General features: G+C 49.2%; 16 protein-coding genes. 7 read left to right on the plus strand and 9 right to left on the minus strand.

Going from position 1 to position 16,396, the window contains the following annotated elements:
• Window positions 1-20 precede the first annotated feature (20 nt).
• A complete protein-coding gene (locus AC5JLP_RS29500; RefSeq protein ID WP_496071425.1) occupies window positions 21-1,766 on the minus strand; it encodes a filamentous hemagglutinin N-terminal domain-containing protein in 1,746 nt (581 codons plus the stop codon).
• Window positions 1,767-2,120: 354 nt separating this feature from the next.
• Window positions 2,121-4,082, minus strand: coding sequence for an AAA-like domain-containing protein (locus AC5JLP_RS29505; RefSeq protein ID WP_496071426.1), 1,962 nt, complete (start codon window positions 4,080-4,082; stop codon window positions 2,121-2,123).
• Window positions 4,083-4,302: 220 nt separating this feature from the next.
• Here AC5JLP_RS29505 and AC5JLP_RS29510 point away from each other — a divergent pair, with 220 nt between their 5' ends.
• Both AC5JLP_RS29510 and AC5JLP_RS29515 read left to right on the plus strand, forming a co-directional pair.
• Window positions 4,303-4,509 (plus strand): hypothetical protein, encoded by a 207-nt coding sequence (locus AC5JLP_RS29510; RefSeq protein WP_496071427.1) that lies wholly within the window; start codon window positions 4,303-4,305, stop codon window positions 4,507-4,509.
• Between the two features lie 88 nt (window positions 4,510-4,597).
• Window positions 4,598-5,272 (plus strand): helix-turn-helix transcriptional regulator, encoded by a 675-nt coding sequence (locus tag AC5JLP_RS29515; protein ID WP_496071428.1) that lies wholly within the window; start codon window positions 4,598-4,600, stop codon window positions 5,270-5,272.
• Window positions 5,273-5,318: 46 nt separating this feature from the next.
• Here the strand turns inward: AC5JLP_RS29515 and frp are convergent, their stop codons facing one another.
• The 7 genes from frp to AC5JLP_RS29550 form a co-directional block, all read right to left on the minus strand.
• A complete protein-coding gene (gene frp, locus AC5JLP_RS29520; RefSeq protein WP_496071429.1) occupies window positions 5,319-5,645 on the minus strand; it encodes a fluorescence recovery protein in 327 nt (108 codons plus the stop codon).
• Between the two features lie 216 nt (window positions 5,646-5,861).
• Window positions 5,862-6,821, minus strand: coding sequence for an orange carotenoid-binding protein (locus AC5JLP_RS29525; protein ID WP_496071430.1), 960 nt, complete (start codon window positions 6,819-6,821; stop codon window positions 5,862-5,864).
• A gap of 278 nt (window positions 6,822-7,099) precedes the next feature.
• Window positions 7,100-7,255 (minus strand): hypothetical protein, encoded by a 156-nt coding sequence (locus tag AC5JLP_RS29530; RefSeq protein WP_496071431.1) that lies wholly within the window; start codon window positions 7,253-7,255, stop codon window positions 7,100-7,102.
• 18 nt (window positions 7,256-7,273) lie between these two features.
• Window positions 7,274-8,029: an SIMPL domain-containing protein gene (locus AC5JLP_RS29535; protein ID WP_496071432.1), complete on the minus strand. Its 756-nt coding sequence runs from the start codon at window positions 8,027-8,029 to the stop codon at window positions 7,274-7,276.
• 258 nt (window positions 8,030-8,287) lie between these two features.
• On the minus strand, window positions 8,288-8,548 hold the full coding sequence (locus AC5JLP_RS29540; RefSeq protein ID WP_496071433.1) for a type II toxin-antitoxin system RelE family toxin: 261 nt from the start codon (window positions 8,546-8,548) through the stop codon (window positions 8,288-8,290).
• Window positions 8,545-8,781 carry a hypothetical protein gene (locus AC5JLP_RS29545; RefSeq protein ID WP_496071434.1) on the minus strand — a complete coding sequence of 79 codons (237 nt, stop codon included), beginning with the start codon at window positions 8,779-8,781 and terminating at the stop codon, window positions 8,545-8,547. Before AC5JLP_RS29545 ends, AC5JLP_RS29540 begins: the two co-directional genes overlap by 4 nt.
• A 71-nt stretch (window positions 8,782-8,852) precedes the next feature.
• A complete protein-coding gene (locus tag AC5JLP_RS29550) occupies window positions 8,853-12,485 on the minus strand; it encodes a WD40 domain-containing protein (protein WP_496071435.1) in 3,633 nt (1,210 codons plus the stop codon).
• A gap of 593 nt (window positions 12,486-13,078) precedes the next feature.
• On the opposite strand from AC5JLP_RS29550, the gene AC5JLP_RS29555 reads away from it, so the two are divergent.
• The 5 genes from AC5JLP_RS29555 to AC5JLP_RS29575 all read left to right on the plus strand — a co-directional run bounded on the left by AC5JLP_RS29555 (window position 13,079) and on the right by AC5JLP_RS29575 (window position 15,689).
• On the plus strand, window positions 13,079-13,462 hold the full coding sequence (locus AC5JLP_RS29555) for a hypothetical protein (protein WP_496071436.1): 384 nt from the start codon (window positions 13,079-13,081) through the stop codon (window positions 13,460-13,462).
• Window positions 13,463-13,695: 233 nt separating this feature from the next.
• Entirely contained in the window at window positions 13,696-13,923 is a 228-nt protein-coding gene (locus AC5JLP_RS29560; RefSeq protein WP_496071437.1) for a hypothetical protein, read from the plus strand.
• A gap of 282 nt (window positions 13,924-14,205) precedes the next feature.
• Complete coding sequence (locus AC5JLP_RS29565; protein WP_496071438.1) at window positions 14,206-14,388, plus strand: transposase; 183 nt, start codon at window positions 14,206-14,208, stop codon at window positions 14,386-14,388.
• A gap of 174 nt (window positions 14,389-14,562) precedes the next feature.
• Entirely contained in the window at window positions 14,563-15,057 is a 495-nt protein-coding gene (locus AC5JLP_RS29570; protein ID WP_496071439.1) for a DUF2231 domain-containing protein, read from the plus strand.
• A complete protein-coding gene (locus tag AC5JLP_RS29575) occupies window positions 15,054-15,689 on the plus strand; it encodes a DUF2231 domain-containing protein (protein WP_496071440.1) in 636 nt (211 codons plus the stop codon). The genes AC5JLP_RS29570 and AC5JLP_RS29575 overlap by 4 nt, the downstream gene beginning before the upstream one ends.
• Window positions 15,690-16,396: the final 707 nt, after the last annotated feature.

The following is a 16,396-nucleotide window of genomic DNA, read 5'->3' on the forward strand; positions in this document are numbered from 1 at the left end:
CCTGTTCACCGCCTGCCGTTTTAATTCCTCAACGTTAGCGAGTTTGGCATTACTTCTACCGTACCATCTGGACTTAAGGTGACAATGACGTCAAGCCACTGTGCTGCCTGACGAGCGGTGGCGGTATCTGCTGACGTAAGTTTCAAGTCGGCAAGATAGGCAGCCGCTTCTTGGCCCACGGGGATAATCTGTTGAATCGCGCCTCGCGCATCTAAGCGCAACGTGTATCGCAACTTTGCCGTTAACTGTGGTGTGGCTTTCCATCGCGTTTGCAGATATTTTTTGAGCGCTTTCAAGCGAAGGGCGATCGCCGAGGTTTCATTGAGGTCGTCGATTTCACCCGTTGATCGGGTTTGCTCCAGATTACCTGTCAACAAATCAAGACTGCTGGGCTGCACAAAGTTGCGCTGGACTGTATTCGATGAAGTGGGCTGAACCGAGCTGGTTTGAACCACATTGGGTTGACTCACGGTCGCTTGTGTTGAATATTGAGGCAGTGGTTCAGTTAATGTAACCACGGCGTTCGGTTGGTTACTGGGCTGCTGGAAATTGACCATCGGAGACGTGCTGCTAGTACCGCCGATTGTCTGCGACGGTTGGGTAGATTGTGGCGATGGCATCGTTTGATTTGAGCAAGCAACACCGCAATCTGGAACAGTCGTACTCGGCAGCGTGGCATCGGGTGGGGTAGACTGACGGATCGATGCACCTGGCAAAACCTGATTGGGTGGCGCGACTAAATTAGGTTTGAGCGGCAAGACCTGCTCTGGCGGAGGCGCGACTAAGCGCAAGGCTGGTTTTGTCGTTGGGAAAAAAGCCGCTGCATCAAAAAGAGTGCTCCTTGCATATTGGAAGACGCCATTCAGCCCTGCGGTTGCTTGCTGTACCGCTACATCGCCAGACGCAATGGCAACCCCAGACCCTGTGAGCGTGACTTGCCCATTGGCATCAACGGTTAGCCCGGTTGCGTTGCTACCGCTGCCACCAGTAAGCAATTGCGGTAACGAGAGTATAGGCAGTGTCCAGGCTTCAACGCGATCGTTGGGAGTGGGACGCTGCACCTCCAGACTTAGCACACTTCCTGGCTGACTCAGACGCACAATGCTCTGTCCGGGTACGGCTGCAACAATAATTTGTCCCTGAGGGGCGTCTAGCCCGCCACTACTGACCACCGTGCCGCCTAGCAGCGTCAGTTGTTGCCCCACACCCACGGTTAAATAACCCGCATTGACGATCGCGCCTGGCTGCGTCACCGTAAACGCATAACTGCTGGGATTGCCAACTAATGTCTCGTAATTGTTAGTGCCGGAAGCATTGAACCAATTTGACCCGAAGCCAATGCCGTTCGCGGTGGTTGCGGTAAACGAACCGGGTACATTCAGCGTGGCGCTGGAGCCAAAGATAATGCCAGACGGATTCATCAAAAACAGGTTAGCGTTACTACCGCTTACCTGAATAAGCCCATCCAACCGGGAGGCATCACCGCCTGTCACCCGCACTAAGATGTTGCGAGTGCTGGGGTTAGACAGGAAATTAGCAATCTGAGCCTGAGTCAGACCAAATTGAGACAGACTGTGAAACAGGTTTGCATTGTCGCCCGAAAGCTGACCGCCACCAATATCAAAGCGGTTGCCAACTGGGGTGACGATCGTATTTGTATCGCCTGGATTTGCTACAACTTGCGCCTGTAACGATTCAACTCCGATTACACCACCGACAGCAATCGCTGCCAACAATACCGATATGTCTCTAGCGATTCGTCTCATTGCCCTTCCATCTCATAAACCTTAGAGGCGAAGTCTTATAGAAGCACTGATTACCTCTAAACGACGCAGATGTAGATGCCTAACGTAATCTCTACAGTATCAACGCTCACAAAACGACGGACAGTAACGCACACCAGGTTCATACAAACTTTAACTAGATGAGACTATGTAACGCTATATGAAGCAAAAGCGCTCAAGCCGTTCAGCAAAATTACGGATTGCCTAATTGCTCTGCATTCTTGCCGAACTGTTGAGGAAAGAAAACTAACGGCACGCCTAATGGCTCGCAATTGAACTTGCAGCATCTAACCAGGCGATGAAGCATGAATGAATTGAAGCGGAACGCTGATTACCTTATATGCTGAGCAAGCGATCGCGAAAATACTGACGATACAACTCATAGCGCAGCGTGACATTGTTGCCATTAAGATGCACTAACCCCATGCTATGCAGCTTAAACGCCTGGGATGCTTCCAGCCTCACTGGTTCAGTGGTGGCAACGGTTCTCGCTAACGCGGCGGCAATGTCGGGATACTGCTCCAGGTTCCACAGATGTCGGCGCAGGTGGTCACTGTAGGGGCCTGCTTCGGTCGGGGCGTTCTGGAGCAACTGCTTCAGCGTCATATCTTGTTTGGCAATATGGTAGAGCGCGACCCGCACTAAATAAGGATGACCACCCACAAGTAACATCAACTGGTGGCTTTGAGACTCCCCCCAGTGCAGCCCATGACGAGCGGCCAGATCATGCACTTGCTCTAGATTAAATTCAGGTAGTTCGATCGGTAGCCCGACATTAAACGGCGATTGATTATTATCCAGCGGTACATAAACCTCTGTAGAATGCACTACGACCAGGCGGAGTTTTTGCCAGACGGCGCGGTTCTTCGCTTCCTCATGCCACGCTCGGAGTAAGCCAAAAAAGTCTTCGGCAATCTGGCGATGCTCAAACACGCGATCAACTTCATCCAGTCCCAACACTAACGGAGTATCCATCTCTCGCAACAGATACTGCTCAAAGTAGGCCTTGCAATTGACTTTGCTGCCAAAAATGTCGTCCCAATAATCCTTTAACTTATTGGGTAGCTGTAGCCCTAGCCCTACACTGGCGCAAAACCAGCGCAAAAATTTGTCCAGATCAGAAAAGATAGCGCGATCGGCAAGCTGAAAGCTCAGCGGCAGCGTCACATAGTTTTGCTGCTCACCGTGATACAGAATGCGGGACATGAGCGAGGTTTTACCCATTTGTCGGGGGGCTTTAATACGAATCAAGGCCCCCGGTTTAACGATCGTGTCGTAGCAGCGCGTTTCTAACGGCGATCGCTCTACATAAAAGGCAGAGACGAGATTGACCTGTCCCCACGGAAGTTCGGGTTCTGCTACGGGCAGCGGTGGCGCGTCTGGGTCTTCCAGAGCGGTACCTGAAGTTGGTAGTGCCTGGGTAGTCAACTCTGCCGTTGGGGAGTGTCCCTCTGTCAATAGCGTATGAAAGGCTTGCAGTAGCAGTGGTGTATCGCTGGTTGATCGCCATTCCCACTCTTGAAAGCCGTGCAGATACCCTCGTAAATTATGGTTGAGTTGCAGCGTTCCCACCCGCACAGGCACAATCATCGGTCTGTGGTGAGGGTGAGCATCATAAACCTCTCTGACTCGCCGGACTTCTTCAGTCACCATCTCACTAACCGCCGAGTGAGGAGCCAGGAGGAGCAAGAAGTAATCACATTGCTCCAGCACAGTATTTAAGTGCCTTAGCACCTCGGTGAGCGATCGGTGATTCTCCTCCAAGACCGATACCTGGTGCCCCGCCCCTTTCAACCCATCGTAAAACTGCTGAGCCAAGCCAACGCTGATCGATTGATTCCCGTGGCTAATCACCACACTGGCACGTACAGACACGGCCCCCATGTGTGTGGCGTGCTGAAAAGCCTTGTGTGTGGCAGGCGCAGGCTGTATCCAGGCTGACTTTGAGATCAAGCCAGTCGGCAATCCAGTACCAGAAGATCCTAGCTTGTACCCCGCTTCTTCTAAGGTGTGAATCACAGTTCTAGAGTTAATTTTGCCTTCTGGCAGTTCGCAAAGGGCCTCTAGATAGCGGTACAGGCTACACAGCGCCACACGAACGCCACCCACCCCTTTACACAACTCCTTCGCAATCTCTTTGGGGCCAAGACCCAAAAGCAAACCACGGAGATGTTCTTTTTCGGTTGGGGTAAGCTTTTCTCGCTTTGCAGAGGCTAAATCAGCATAGAGTCTGCTGGTATCCCAGAGTGCTTCAGCGCGTGCAAAGGTTTCTTCTGGCTGACTTAAATCAGGTGCCATGAGGGGTTTTGAAACTTCTAACGTAATGCCTAACGCTCTGACTAATCATTCCTAACGCTTGTTAGTTCAATCTACCGCACCATCTCGACTAACCTTTCTATCTAGAAGAGCAATGACAACGATGCACCCCCCCGACACCTGAACCTTCAGGTTAAGCCGTTCGTCAACGTTACTTTACACACCACAACTTGTGCAACCGTTCTTCGTGGAGAGACTAGGCATGAACTCGATTCATGAAATTGTTCAACAGGTTCTCACAACCGGCTATCTATCTGTTAGCACCGAGGAGCAGCTTCGGCGACTACTCGCAACGAAATACGGCAGAGAAGACTTTTGTGCCTTCATGAGCTTGCAGCAAGCGGCTATGACAGGACGGGTCAAACAAGAATCGCGTGAGTTGAGATGCCTGACTCCCTCTAGAGCGTGACACTCAACTAAGCCAGGGACGATCGACACGCCAAGGTGGTAGCAACTACGATGCGTTTGAGCCAATCTATCATTTGCCTGGAGCTGACATGCTAACCCGTGATTATGAAGTCCCCGATCGCCTCGCTTGTACCTGCCACATCCCCTCCAGCGATAGCCATTACGCGCCACGTCTCGCTACAGTAGCGCTTGAAACTAGCTTCAACGACATCCTCGAACCAATATCTTTGCTGAGTGTGCTGGTAGATGCACTGCCGAAGGGTCTCATCGTGCTCTCCACAGATCACGCTGTTATTTACTGGAACCAAACTGCTAAGCGGCTATGTCAAAACTTGTCTGGCGCACAGCGCTACTGGACGCTACTGCCCAAAGTCATTACTGAACTTTGTGACCAGGTTTTGGCCTCTGAGCATGAGTATGAGCCGATCCTTTTAGAGTATCAAACCCCTGAATGCTCCTCCTTCCGGCTCACGGCATCCTGGCTTGCAACTGCTAGTAGTGACAACCTGCACGCTGCGATCAATCACCAACCGTACATCCTGATTACAGTAGAAGACCGGGATGAGGTCTTGCGCCAAGAGATTCAAATGGAGCAGAAGAAGTTCCAGTTAACCAATCGAGAAGCGGAAGTCTGGCTACTGCTGAAGCAGGAATATAGCTACCAGGCGATCGCCAAGGCGCTTCACATCAGCCTCAACACGGTGAAAACGCACATCCGCAACATCCACGCTAAACGGAACCCCTATCAGTCACTACCTGCTTAGCAAAAAGCCAGCGCGATCGGGCTAATGCCTCCTGCATCCACACTTCTCACATGCTTGCGAGGGAATTGATCTTAGCAAGCTTGTCTGTGCTTAGCCCTTCCAGGTCGGTTGGGTGCAGCCAGCCTTCTTTGACTAAGCCAGCAAAAACAAAGAGCAGACCAGAGTACTGATAGTCGTACTTGCCCTCAACCTGATACCGCTTAGCACTCAAGAAGTCGTGTAATCGCCAGAGATCACTCAACTCTACAATTGTGCTGGCTTCGTCTCGAACTTGCTTTAGCAGCGCTTCAATCTCGCGCGCGTAGGCTTGATCAAAAGCAGTTCGAGCGATGATTTTCTCGGTGTCAGTCCACTCAGCTTCACTCACTTGCATGACTCAATCTAAAATTTGCGCGGTAATTAACGGGTCTGAAATGATTGCGTTTGCTCAATGTGATTGAGCGCTCCTGGTTAGAAGAGACTGGCTCTTGATCGATGAAACGGGAATTGAATTTTTGAATGGGGGCTTGGCATCGCCAAGCCCCTACTAGATGACGATCGCTCAAGTTCTATTGATCGCGATCGATCAGGATGTTTCTTGCCTTTTTACCTAGCGAACCAGGTTTAAAAGCTCTTTGGGAGACGCTAACAAGTCAATGGCAACGAAAAAGATCTTGCCTTCAGGGTTGAGCAAGAACCGCCAAGCCATATTCATACCTACGGCTGCGCCAAACCAGGGAGTTTGAACTTTACCAGTCACTTTCATCTGAGTGTAACCACCGTCCGCTGGTTCAGAGACCCCGCGTTCTGGCAACAGGTTGAGGTTCTGACACTCTTCTCGGAAAAATCGCATGATGGCATCTTTGCCCACGATCGGTCTTTGGAAGGGAGGCTGTAGCGCACCGTCCTCTACGAATAGCTTAATGAGTTGCTCAAAGTCATTCGCATTTAAGTTGTCCATGTAGCTCAACACCGTTGGGTTATCGAGTCCTTGAATAGTCACTTGAGTTCGCTGCGAGGTTGTCTTCGGCACAACCACAGGTTCAGAAATTCTGGTATAGCTGCCTAGTTTATTCGTATCAAAACCCATGTCTACTACAGAGTTTCGCAAGACGGTAATTTGTTGCCCTTGATCCAACGTTTTGAGGGTTTCCAAAACAGCGCTGGCATTGGCTGAAAGCTTATAGCCGATCGGAATCGGTGCGACAATACCTTGCTCCATCCATTCACCAAGCTGGTTCCAAAAACCAAGCTTAATGTTGGGCGACCAGGTAGCATAAGTGCGACAAATGGGTGTATCAGCATGGTTCGCCAGATCGCACATCACCTGAGTTTGCTCTTCAAAGGTCATCTGCTTGATTTGGCTTAGGGTGCCTTCGGCAAACTGCATACTGGCTGCACCGGGGGCTGCAACAGTGACAGTTTTGCCCATTTCTAGGAAAGCAAACCACGTCCATGCCAATTGATCTTCAGCACTAAGCTGGTTAAAGCGCGCAGTCAAAGCGGGTACTGCGTCAGCCGACAAGGTACCGGGAAAAATGCCACGAGCGGAATCAATAGTAATTGCCATAAGAAGGGCTACCTCACTAAGGTGTAACTGGCTAAGGGTGAAGCAATACGTCTCCAGAGATACCGTTTTGCCTTCAGTTAACAAATTATCACGAAATGTTACGAAAAATTAAGTAATGTTTCTGCCCAACTCAAAACTCTAGTTCTCTTATTCGCTTTAATGCTTGCTACAAGAGCGTTGCAGCGAATAATCACTATTTTGAATCAATATTAGACTCTAAGATTTAATACATTTAATTGACAAATTGGAGAAGTAGTGTATGAAGCGATCGCCTCCGCTCACTTCTCCAGTTCAACCGCGCCGAGTGCCTTAAGTGAGGACTTTTGAGCTTCGGTGAGCCCGGTAGCGCCTGTAATGTCTTTTGCTCTCGCTTCGCTGGCGCTGAGGATTTCCATGAGCAAGTCCAGTGTTGTATTACACGGAGCGATCGCCAAGCTTGTAAGTCGCCACTATTAGTAACGAATTGTCAGCGTGACAGTTGCGCTAACTATTTGGGCACCAGTAACTACAGTTGCGAACTGCTGACGGTCAAGCGTAGCAGTTCTTGCGTCTAATGCGTCCACCCTGCCAGTTAATCCGTTGCTAGAATAATTAAAGACTCTACCAATGACGTTGGGGCGAGGCGCAAGGATTTGAACTTCTGCCACTTCCTGTTGAGTAGCTTTCATGGCACTCAGAGCAGCACTAGCTTTTTGTTCAGCATTCTGAAATGCCTCTCGAATAACTTTTTTTTGCGCTGCTTCAATCACATCTTCGGAAGAAAAGAGAGTCAGGCTACTAATTTGGTTCGCTCCAGCTTCAACAACTTCACCCAAAACGCTACCTACTCGCGCACTTGGAACCTGAAACCTAATGGTGTTAGTAGCACGATAGCCAACAATCTGATTCTGAGTTTCTGATCTGTAATCGTTTATCGGCTCCAGTTGAACATCTGTCGTCTCTAAGTTCTGCACCTTTCGTGCTCTCAGCAGAGCGATCACTGCCGATCTTCGACGTGCGACTTCTTCTTGAACTTTGTTAATCTCCTTACCTCGAATATCAATGCCAACGTTAATACCAGTCATCGTGGTTGGAATTTGAACCTGTGCATCTCCAGCGACGGTCAACGTTCTTACCCGTTTTTCTTGTGTTAGAGCTGGAGTGGCGACACTCAAATTTAGTAGTCCGATCGCCAGTGGTAACAGCATCCATCGGTTAAGCCCGTTCATTGTCAAATCCCTTCTGAGCAAAGACCTGATGTAGTATAGGCAAAATAGAGCTTGCAGATGCTATAGAGAAATTACTTAAAGCCGTGAGTTTGAGATTGCTAGGGGCTGTCATCAATGATTCATATACATAGCTAACAGCAAGGGTTCCAGCCCCTAGCTTATTTGTGAGGACGGGCGCGGTAAGGCTTATACGCAAGGTTTCTTAGCTTAATTGACGACGCTTCCTAGGCAAGTCAGCGACAGAATCTTGATGAGCCGCTACTCTTCATAGACATCCCGACGATGACCAACCTTAACCACTCTCACAATCAAGGAAATATCCTCAATGCTGTAGATGATGCGGTAGTCGCCTGAGCGCACACGGTACTGATTTTGTCGCTGCTTGAGCTTCTTGCAGCCTGATGGTCTAGGCTCCTCTGACAAACTTTCAATCAGTGCAATGATGTCTTTCTGAGTCGCCAGCGTGAGTTTTTTAAGTTGCCGTTGTGCAGCAGACTTAATAAAAACTTGATAACTCACTCCAACCCCAAATCTTGCTTCAAGCTAGCTAGAGAGATTTCTCCTGCTTCTTGTAAAGCCGTATCGGCATCAACCCCATCGATCTCGTCTTCTAGTGCCTCAAGCGTTGAATCTAAATCGACGCTGTATTTGAATTGCAAATATTGCAAGAAATGATATAGCTCATCCAAAGCGGCTCGCGGCAACGAGGGTACCTCTAAGGCGACAGGCTCAGTCAGCGGTAGAGTCGTCATAACTTACTTGGAAGCTAGCTTAAAAGGGCGGTACTTCTATCTTAGAGCCATTTAACGACGATCGCCCCCGCTCACTTCTCCAGTTCAACCGCACCGAGTGCCTTGAGTGAGGACTTTTGAGCTTCGGTGAGTCCGGTTGCGCCTGTAATGTCCATGCCTTCGTAGAGGCGATCGAACTTGAGCTGCCGCAGACGGCTACATTTGTGCACATCCCAAAGCTGTACGGAGCCATCTTCGCTGCCACTCACCAGCAATTTACCGTCCTGGTTGAAGGCTACGGCACGGATAGCCGCTGTATGTCCACGCCGAAGGGTGTCTTGGCAGGTGCCACTGCTGACATCCCAGAGTTTCACCGTTGCATCGCCGCTGCCGCTGGCGAGGGTTTTTCCGTCGGGGCTAAAGGCGATCGTAAACACCTGCTGGGTATGGTCTTTAAGCGTTTGAAGGCATTTACCCGTTGCAACGTCCCACAGTTTGACGCTCTGATCTTTGCTGCCGCTGGCGAGGGTTTTGCCGTCAGGGTTAAAGGCGATCGACCACACGAGGTCTTCGTGATCTGACAGCGTTTGCAGGCACTGCCCCGTCGGCACATCCCACAGTTTCACCTTGCCATCCGCATCACCACTGGCGATCGTCTGTCCGTCAGGGCTAAACGCTACCGTTCCAATCCAGTGAGTGTGCCCTTCAAGCACGTTGATGCATTGCCTGCTAGTGACATCCCATAGCCGAACAGTGCGATCTTCGCTGCTGCTAGCAAGAGTTTTGCCATCGGGGCTAAACGTCACCGTCCAGACCCAGTGAGTATGCCCTTCTAACAGCTGGCAGTGCGGGTTTTGGCGATCGCGTAGATCCCACAGTCGAATGGTGTAATCGCTGCCTCCGGTTGCTAGTAGCGGCTCTTGCGGGCTGAACGTCACCGATCGTAGCCGTCCTTTACTTTTGGGGTCTTGCAGGATGTCATGCTGTTCGTGATGCAGATTCCAGAGCCGCACGATATTGTCATCACCACCGCTGGCAACGATTTGCCCATCGGCGCTAAAGGCAACCGAGTAAACGCCTAACGCGTATCCTTGCAAGACGTTGAGCGCTTTGCCACTGGTCGCATCCCAAAGCCGAACCGCCTGATCATCACTGCTGCTCAGGAGTGTGCGTCCATCGGGGCTAAAGGAAATTGACCAGACCTGGCTAATGTGTCCCGTCAGATTTTTCAGGCATTCGCCTGTTTGACTATTCCAGAGCTTAATGATGCGATCTTCGCCGCTACTGGCAAGGGTTCTGCCATCGGGGCTAAAGCGAACGGCATGTACTTTTTTGCTGTGTCCTTTCAACGTTTCCAGGCACTTGCCAGTCTGCACATGCCAAAGTTTGACCATCTGGTCTTCGCTGCTGCTGGCAAGCCGTTGTCCGTCAGGGCTAAAGCGAACCGAATAAACCTGGCTGGAATGCCCCATCAACGTTTTCAGGCATTTGCCCTGACTATCCCATAGTTTGATGGTGCCATCTGCACTACCGCTCACCAAATGCTTTGGCTCGATCGGGTTAAACGAAACCGACCAGACCGAATCATGATGCTCTTTGAGCGTTGTCAAGCATTGTCCACTGCTGGCGTCCCAGAGTTTGATGGTCTGGTCTTCGCTACCGCTGGCGATCGTCTTGCCATCGGGACTGAAGGCAACGCTGTAGACCTTACCTGAGTGCTGGTCGAGCGTGTGAAGGCATTTGCCCATCTGCACGTCCCAAATTTTGATGGTGTGGTCTTCGCTGCCGCTGACCAGTAACTGACTGTCTGGGCTAAAGGCAAGTGCCCAAACCCAGGCTGTGTGACCTTTAGAGCGATGGGTTTGCTTATTGTCAGCCGCCTGCCAGAGCCGAATTTCACCCTCACCCCCTCCGGTGGCAAAGAGGTTGCCATCGGGGCTGTACTGCACGGAAACCAGGCTGGCTAGTCCCAGGATCTCAGCAAACACTGAACCGCCCAGATCGGCATGGGTGAAGCTGGTGTCCTGAAGCTTGACGTTCTTTAAATAGGCACGCCAGATCGTGAGCGCTGAAAAATCGCGTCCACTCAAGTCTGCCTGAGTCACATTGCTTTGCATCTGGCAGAGTAAATTAATGAGATTGCCGATCGCGTATCCCTTTTTGGTAAACGGTTGCCCACGTAGACGATCGAAACTGCGACGAATGCGTGCTTCAAGATCTGCCTCATACAAATCAAGTAGCTTAGTCTTGATCGGCTCTAGAATTTCTTTTTGTTGGGCTTTGCGAATGTGGTCTAAGGCTTCGGCTTTCACTAACGAGTAACTATTTAAGAACCGCAGTTTTCTCCAGCTAAAAATAGCTTCCTCTGGTTGCTCTAACAATTGATTAATTTCAGCCGTTACATATTCCACTAAGTACTCAGTGGTGTATTCCATAATGGCAGGCAGTTGACTGAGCTTGCCTGATTCGGGTGCGCCAACAATGAGCGATCGACGCGAGAGAGATTCCACGGCTTCTAGCAACCGCATCGACGATTCGGGAATGGGGATATCGTCTCGTAAATCTGCCATCGAAACGGGATCACGGTTAATCGCCAACCAAACCATTACTCGTTTTTCTAAGTTAGAAAGGCGTGCAAATTGCTGATCTAAGAGAGCACGAATATCGCCATAAACGGCTGTTTCTTGCTTGATTTGAGTGAGAAAGGCCGCGATCGTATTATTGAATAAGTTATGAATAGTGGTCGCTACAATTTTGAGCGCTAGCGGATTACCAGAGTAGCGCTTAACCAATTCAGCGAGTTCTGCTTCAGTGCCTTCTAAGCCTTTATCTTTTAGAATGAGCTGTGCTTCAGCAGGCGTGAGTCCAGCAAGTTGTAGCACTTTGACCGGCAGATTTTTACCTTCTAACGCAGCGGCATCTTTAGGCTTTTCACGACTGGTTAACAGCAAGCAGCTTTTGTGTGACGTTTCACCCAGCTTTTTGAAGAGATACCCGTACAGGTCGTACCCTTCTTTGTACTCGCCTGCGCGATCGTAGTCTTTGCCTTCACCACTCCGCAGAATCGATTCCACATTGTCGAGAATAATCAGACACCGATGGTCTCGCAAGATCTGAAGTAAGCGCAGCAGACGGCTGTTTTCATCATCCGGTAATTCAGCTTCGGAGCCAGGTAGAAACTTGAGCAGTTCTGCCAGGATGTCGTTAAGGGACGGTGTGTTGCGCAGCGATCGCCAGATGACGTACTCAAATTGATCCTGTACCTGTCTGGCAATCCGAGCCGCCAGAGTTGTTTTACCAATACCGCCAATCCCCAAGACTGCAACCAACCGACAGCGGCCCGCGCGATCGCGCCCTAGCGTGCTTCCAACAATCCAATCTTCTAGCTCTGCGAGTTGGGTTTCACGTCCGCAAAAATCAATCACATCAACGGCTTCGCCCCAATCTTGAGTGCGTTGAATTTGATTGGGTTGGCGTAACTGATATTCAAGGAGGAGTTTTTGTTTCAGGTGCGTGAGCTTTTTGTTGCCGCCCGCGTCAATGTGAAACTTTTTGTAGCTTTCACCCAGCCGCTTACGCACCGCTGCTTCACTAATTTCCAGTGCTTTTGCAATCTCGGCACCGGGGCGATCGTCCAACGCGAGCAAGAGCGCTTCTAGCTCTGTGCGGGTGACCCCATTCCTAGTTGCCATTTCGGTGACGAAGCTATCAGGGATGTTAGACATGAAACCAAACACTCCTTGAACACACGCGCTAGATAAAAAGTATCGATATGTGAGTGAAATCGTTATAGCACGAACGGTAGAGCCGACCGAGAACAGGCAGCAAGGCTTTATCGCCCCCTCAAGGTTGTCAGGACACTCTTTACACTACCGATACATAGAGGATTCAATCACCCATCTTTATAAAGCGCATGATAGGCCGATTCTGCATGGATGCTTACAAAACTAGGCAATGTAACCGTCTGACGCACTAAAAAACATGCCTACCTCACATGAGTGAGGTAATAAATAACTGAAATCACAGCCTTTTGGCTCAATAGCGACAAAATGTAGCATAAGCTACAGGCTTGCCTCTAGGTTTTGTGAGATAAGTTTTACATCAAAGATAGAAAATATTACTAAAGCGCTAGCTCAAGTAAGTCTGCTATCATTCTTTTACCTTTAACTTCCAGGCTTCTATCTTTATATTATAGCTAGCCTACCGTTGTGTGAGAGTGAGACTGTAGCGTTTCTGATTCAGATCAGGTCATTGGTGCTGCTGCTTTAGCCAATTGCCCCAATGGGTTTATCGAAACACTTTATTGAGGAACGTCGCTATGCCCCCATCGATCGCCAAGTTTTGGACAGGTGCAGATGCCATTCAGATGTTTGTTGGGCTTCACAGCCACCCTTCACCGACCTTACCGGGAGATACATTTTTACTGGAAGGTCGATCGAGTGGTCAGCGTGTGAGCCAGACTACATTGATTGCACTTCCTTCTGTTTTCTCTCACACAGCGTTTCGTTTGATCGAGATGTTGTCTATCACCCAGCACGGTGAGTTTATCACCAGCAGTCGGAGAGGCAATTTTCAAACCATTGTGGAAATTGGCGGCCACGTTTGTCAGCGTCAATTGTTGGCTGAAGCAGAGTTGCAGCATATCCAGCAGCTTTACCAACAGATTGACTTGCAGGTGCTGCGCTGGCGATCGTCCACTTAACCCCTGTCAGGATGTCCTTTGGCTTGAGACCGTTCCAGCGATCGCACAGGCTAGAACCCCTGACGCTGGTAACGCAAAATCGCGCTGATGCATCATGCCATCTAATACCCATTGCATCTGACTCTAAGAGGCTCGAAGTCCATAGTCAGCAACGTGAACATCACGTGCTGGCTTTTTTGTTGTCTGCTTTTTGCTGTCTTGTGTTGACCCCTATCCTATGGAGAACCATCGTCATGAGTGATTTCTTTAAACCAAAGCCGCTTCGCCATTTACCGCAACAAGTTGCCGCCAAATTAGAAGCATCCGATACCGGGACTTTGAGAGTAGCGTATGGTGGTACATCCTGGCGGTTTAAGCTACTTGTCTCGATGGGGCAAATCCAAATCATTCAACTGCTGCCCGGTCAGACGGTCACGATCGTTGGAGTTGAGGATACTTCTACGTTGATTATCGAAGTATGAGGGGAAGAAGGCAAAAGGTAAAGGGCAAAAGGTAAAAGGCAGAACTGAAGGGAGCTTTCAATGTAGCGATGCTCACTCGTCTTTGCGACTTCTAACCCATCCCCCGTCCCCATTACCCATGCCTTCTTCGGTTTTTCTGCCTACAGCGTGTGTTCCCTTTGCTTAAAACGATTGGGTTCTATCAGGAGTATTGTCATGAGAGTCAAAGCGTTGATCCCGTCTAGAGTTTAGACTAGACGGTAAAGAAAGGCAGCCAGACCGAACGATCGAATTATCGAGGTCGTGCTGCATCCTGATGGCGCAAAAAGCTTCCTGCTGCTGCTTAAGTGGTGGATGGTGGAGCGGACTCACGGTTGGCTGCACTGGTGTCGTCGGTTCAACGTCGATTATAAGCGACTGCCTACTGCCTCAGAGGCACTCATTCACCTTGCGATGATTCACCTCATGCTGCGTCGGCTTGCTTGAACTCTTTTGACTTCTCCGTATTTCTAAACATCTCTAAAGAGATAGATACCTTTTATGCCGACTTCACTATTCTATTGAATGAATACTTCGCTATTCTGTGGAATGAATGTAGATAGCGATTTCCCATAAACAAGAAACACGAAACCCATCAACTAAAGATTAATTTAAAAAGTAATGTTTCATTTATCGCTTAATCAGCAGGGGCTTCCTTACCCTGATCCGATTCACCCCATCATTGTTCACTTTGTGATTGCAATGGTGTTTTGTTCGTTTGTGTGCGATGTGTTAGGTTACTTTGCTCATAAACCTCGTTTGTTTGAAGTTAGTTTTTGGAACTTAATCGTTGCTGCCATTTCTATTTTTCTTGCAGTTATTTTTGGTCAATTTGAAGCAGGTTTAGCAGAACCTCAAGCAGAGGCCCAATCAACGCTTAGTTTACATACGGTCATGGGATGGTCTTTAGCGGCTTTTTTAGTCATTATTACGGCTTGGCGTTTTGCCATGCGCCATCAAAGTCCTTTAAGAGTTTCTCCGCTCTATTTAGGATTTACAACGCTTCTAAGTTGTCTAATCTTTTTTCAAATGATGCTGGGTAGTCAACTTGTTTGGGTGTATGGGCTGCATGTAGAACCTGTAGTAGAGGCAACTCGACAGGGGCTTTTGAAATGATACTCTTACTCTTGAATCTACCTGGATTAAAGCTGGGAGCAAATGGACTGCCCTACCCTATCCCCATTCATCCTCAACTTGTTCACCTAACATTAGGACTGCTCATCATTGCAGTAATCTTTGACATTGCTGGAACGCTGTTTCCGTTGGGAAGACCCATCTTCAAATTTTTAGCGCTTCCTGCCATTCGTGCAGGGTTTTATGAAGTGGGTTGGTACAACTTGTTAGGGGCAGCGATTATCACCTTTTTTACTGTTGCAGTCGGATTCTTTGAACTGATGTTAGCCACTCCACCCACCGATCGAGTCAGCGGTTGGGGCCTGGATGCCAAGTCAACCATGTTGCTGCATGGATTGGGAGGCATTGCATTGTTAGCAACGATCGCTGGAATGGCTTTATGGCGAGGAGCACAGCGCTATCGCTGGCGAAAAGATCGTCTTAGAGAAGTGCAGTGGAGTTACTTGCTGGTAGGTGTTGTTTTACTAGGAGCACTCTATTTGCATGGAACCTTAGGGGCACAATTGGGCGATGAGTTTGGGATTCACAATACGGCAGTGCATCAGTTAAGACAAGGAGGAAATTCAACTCATGAACTGCCGTCTGGACAAGAGTACGGACTGTTCAACAAGTGATATCAACGTTATTAAGGTCACATTGAAATGATCAACTTTAGCGCTCTACTCGCGGATGCTCCTTTACCTGATCCAACCGCGTTACGGTCTCCTTCTGGTCTTCAAAATGATCCCACTATCGATCATGGTGGGCAATTTGCTATTTACGTTGGACTGTTGCTAATGGTTGCATGTATCGCCGCGATCGTTGGGTTCTTTAGTCGTCGGGTTGAACACGCTTTGATCACTGCATTGGTTCTCAGCTTATGTGTGATAGTGTCTTTTGCTTTTATCCGGTAACGACACTCAGTTGTGAAGCTCTTTCAACGTATCGTGATTGACATCGGGTAGGGCCTCGCTGGGAAATAACATCCCAATGCTCATCCACACATGCACTCATTCACCCCCTTCAACCTGGGATTTTATTGGTCACCAGTTCCCTTAGCGATGACGAACAGGTTCATCTACGTCAGTGTGCTGTTTCAAGGATGCGAGCGCTGTTGCTTGCTTGAGCTACAGCATCTTGGCTGGCAGGCGTGAGTATCAAACCAAAGCCAACTCCACCACACAGGTCGAAGATAGCATGACTTCGGTTATGAAGTTCTTCACAGCATTGAAAGCGTTTCTCAGGCAAATAAGGTGCACAGGGCCTTGATCTGCCAGCAGTTTTAGATGCATCAACATGCCTCAGTAGATTAGGAAATACATTAAGAGGCTATTCAGTTTCT

The organism is Stenomitos rutilans, assembly GCF_059505485.1.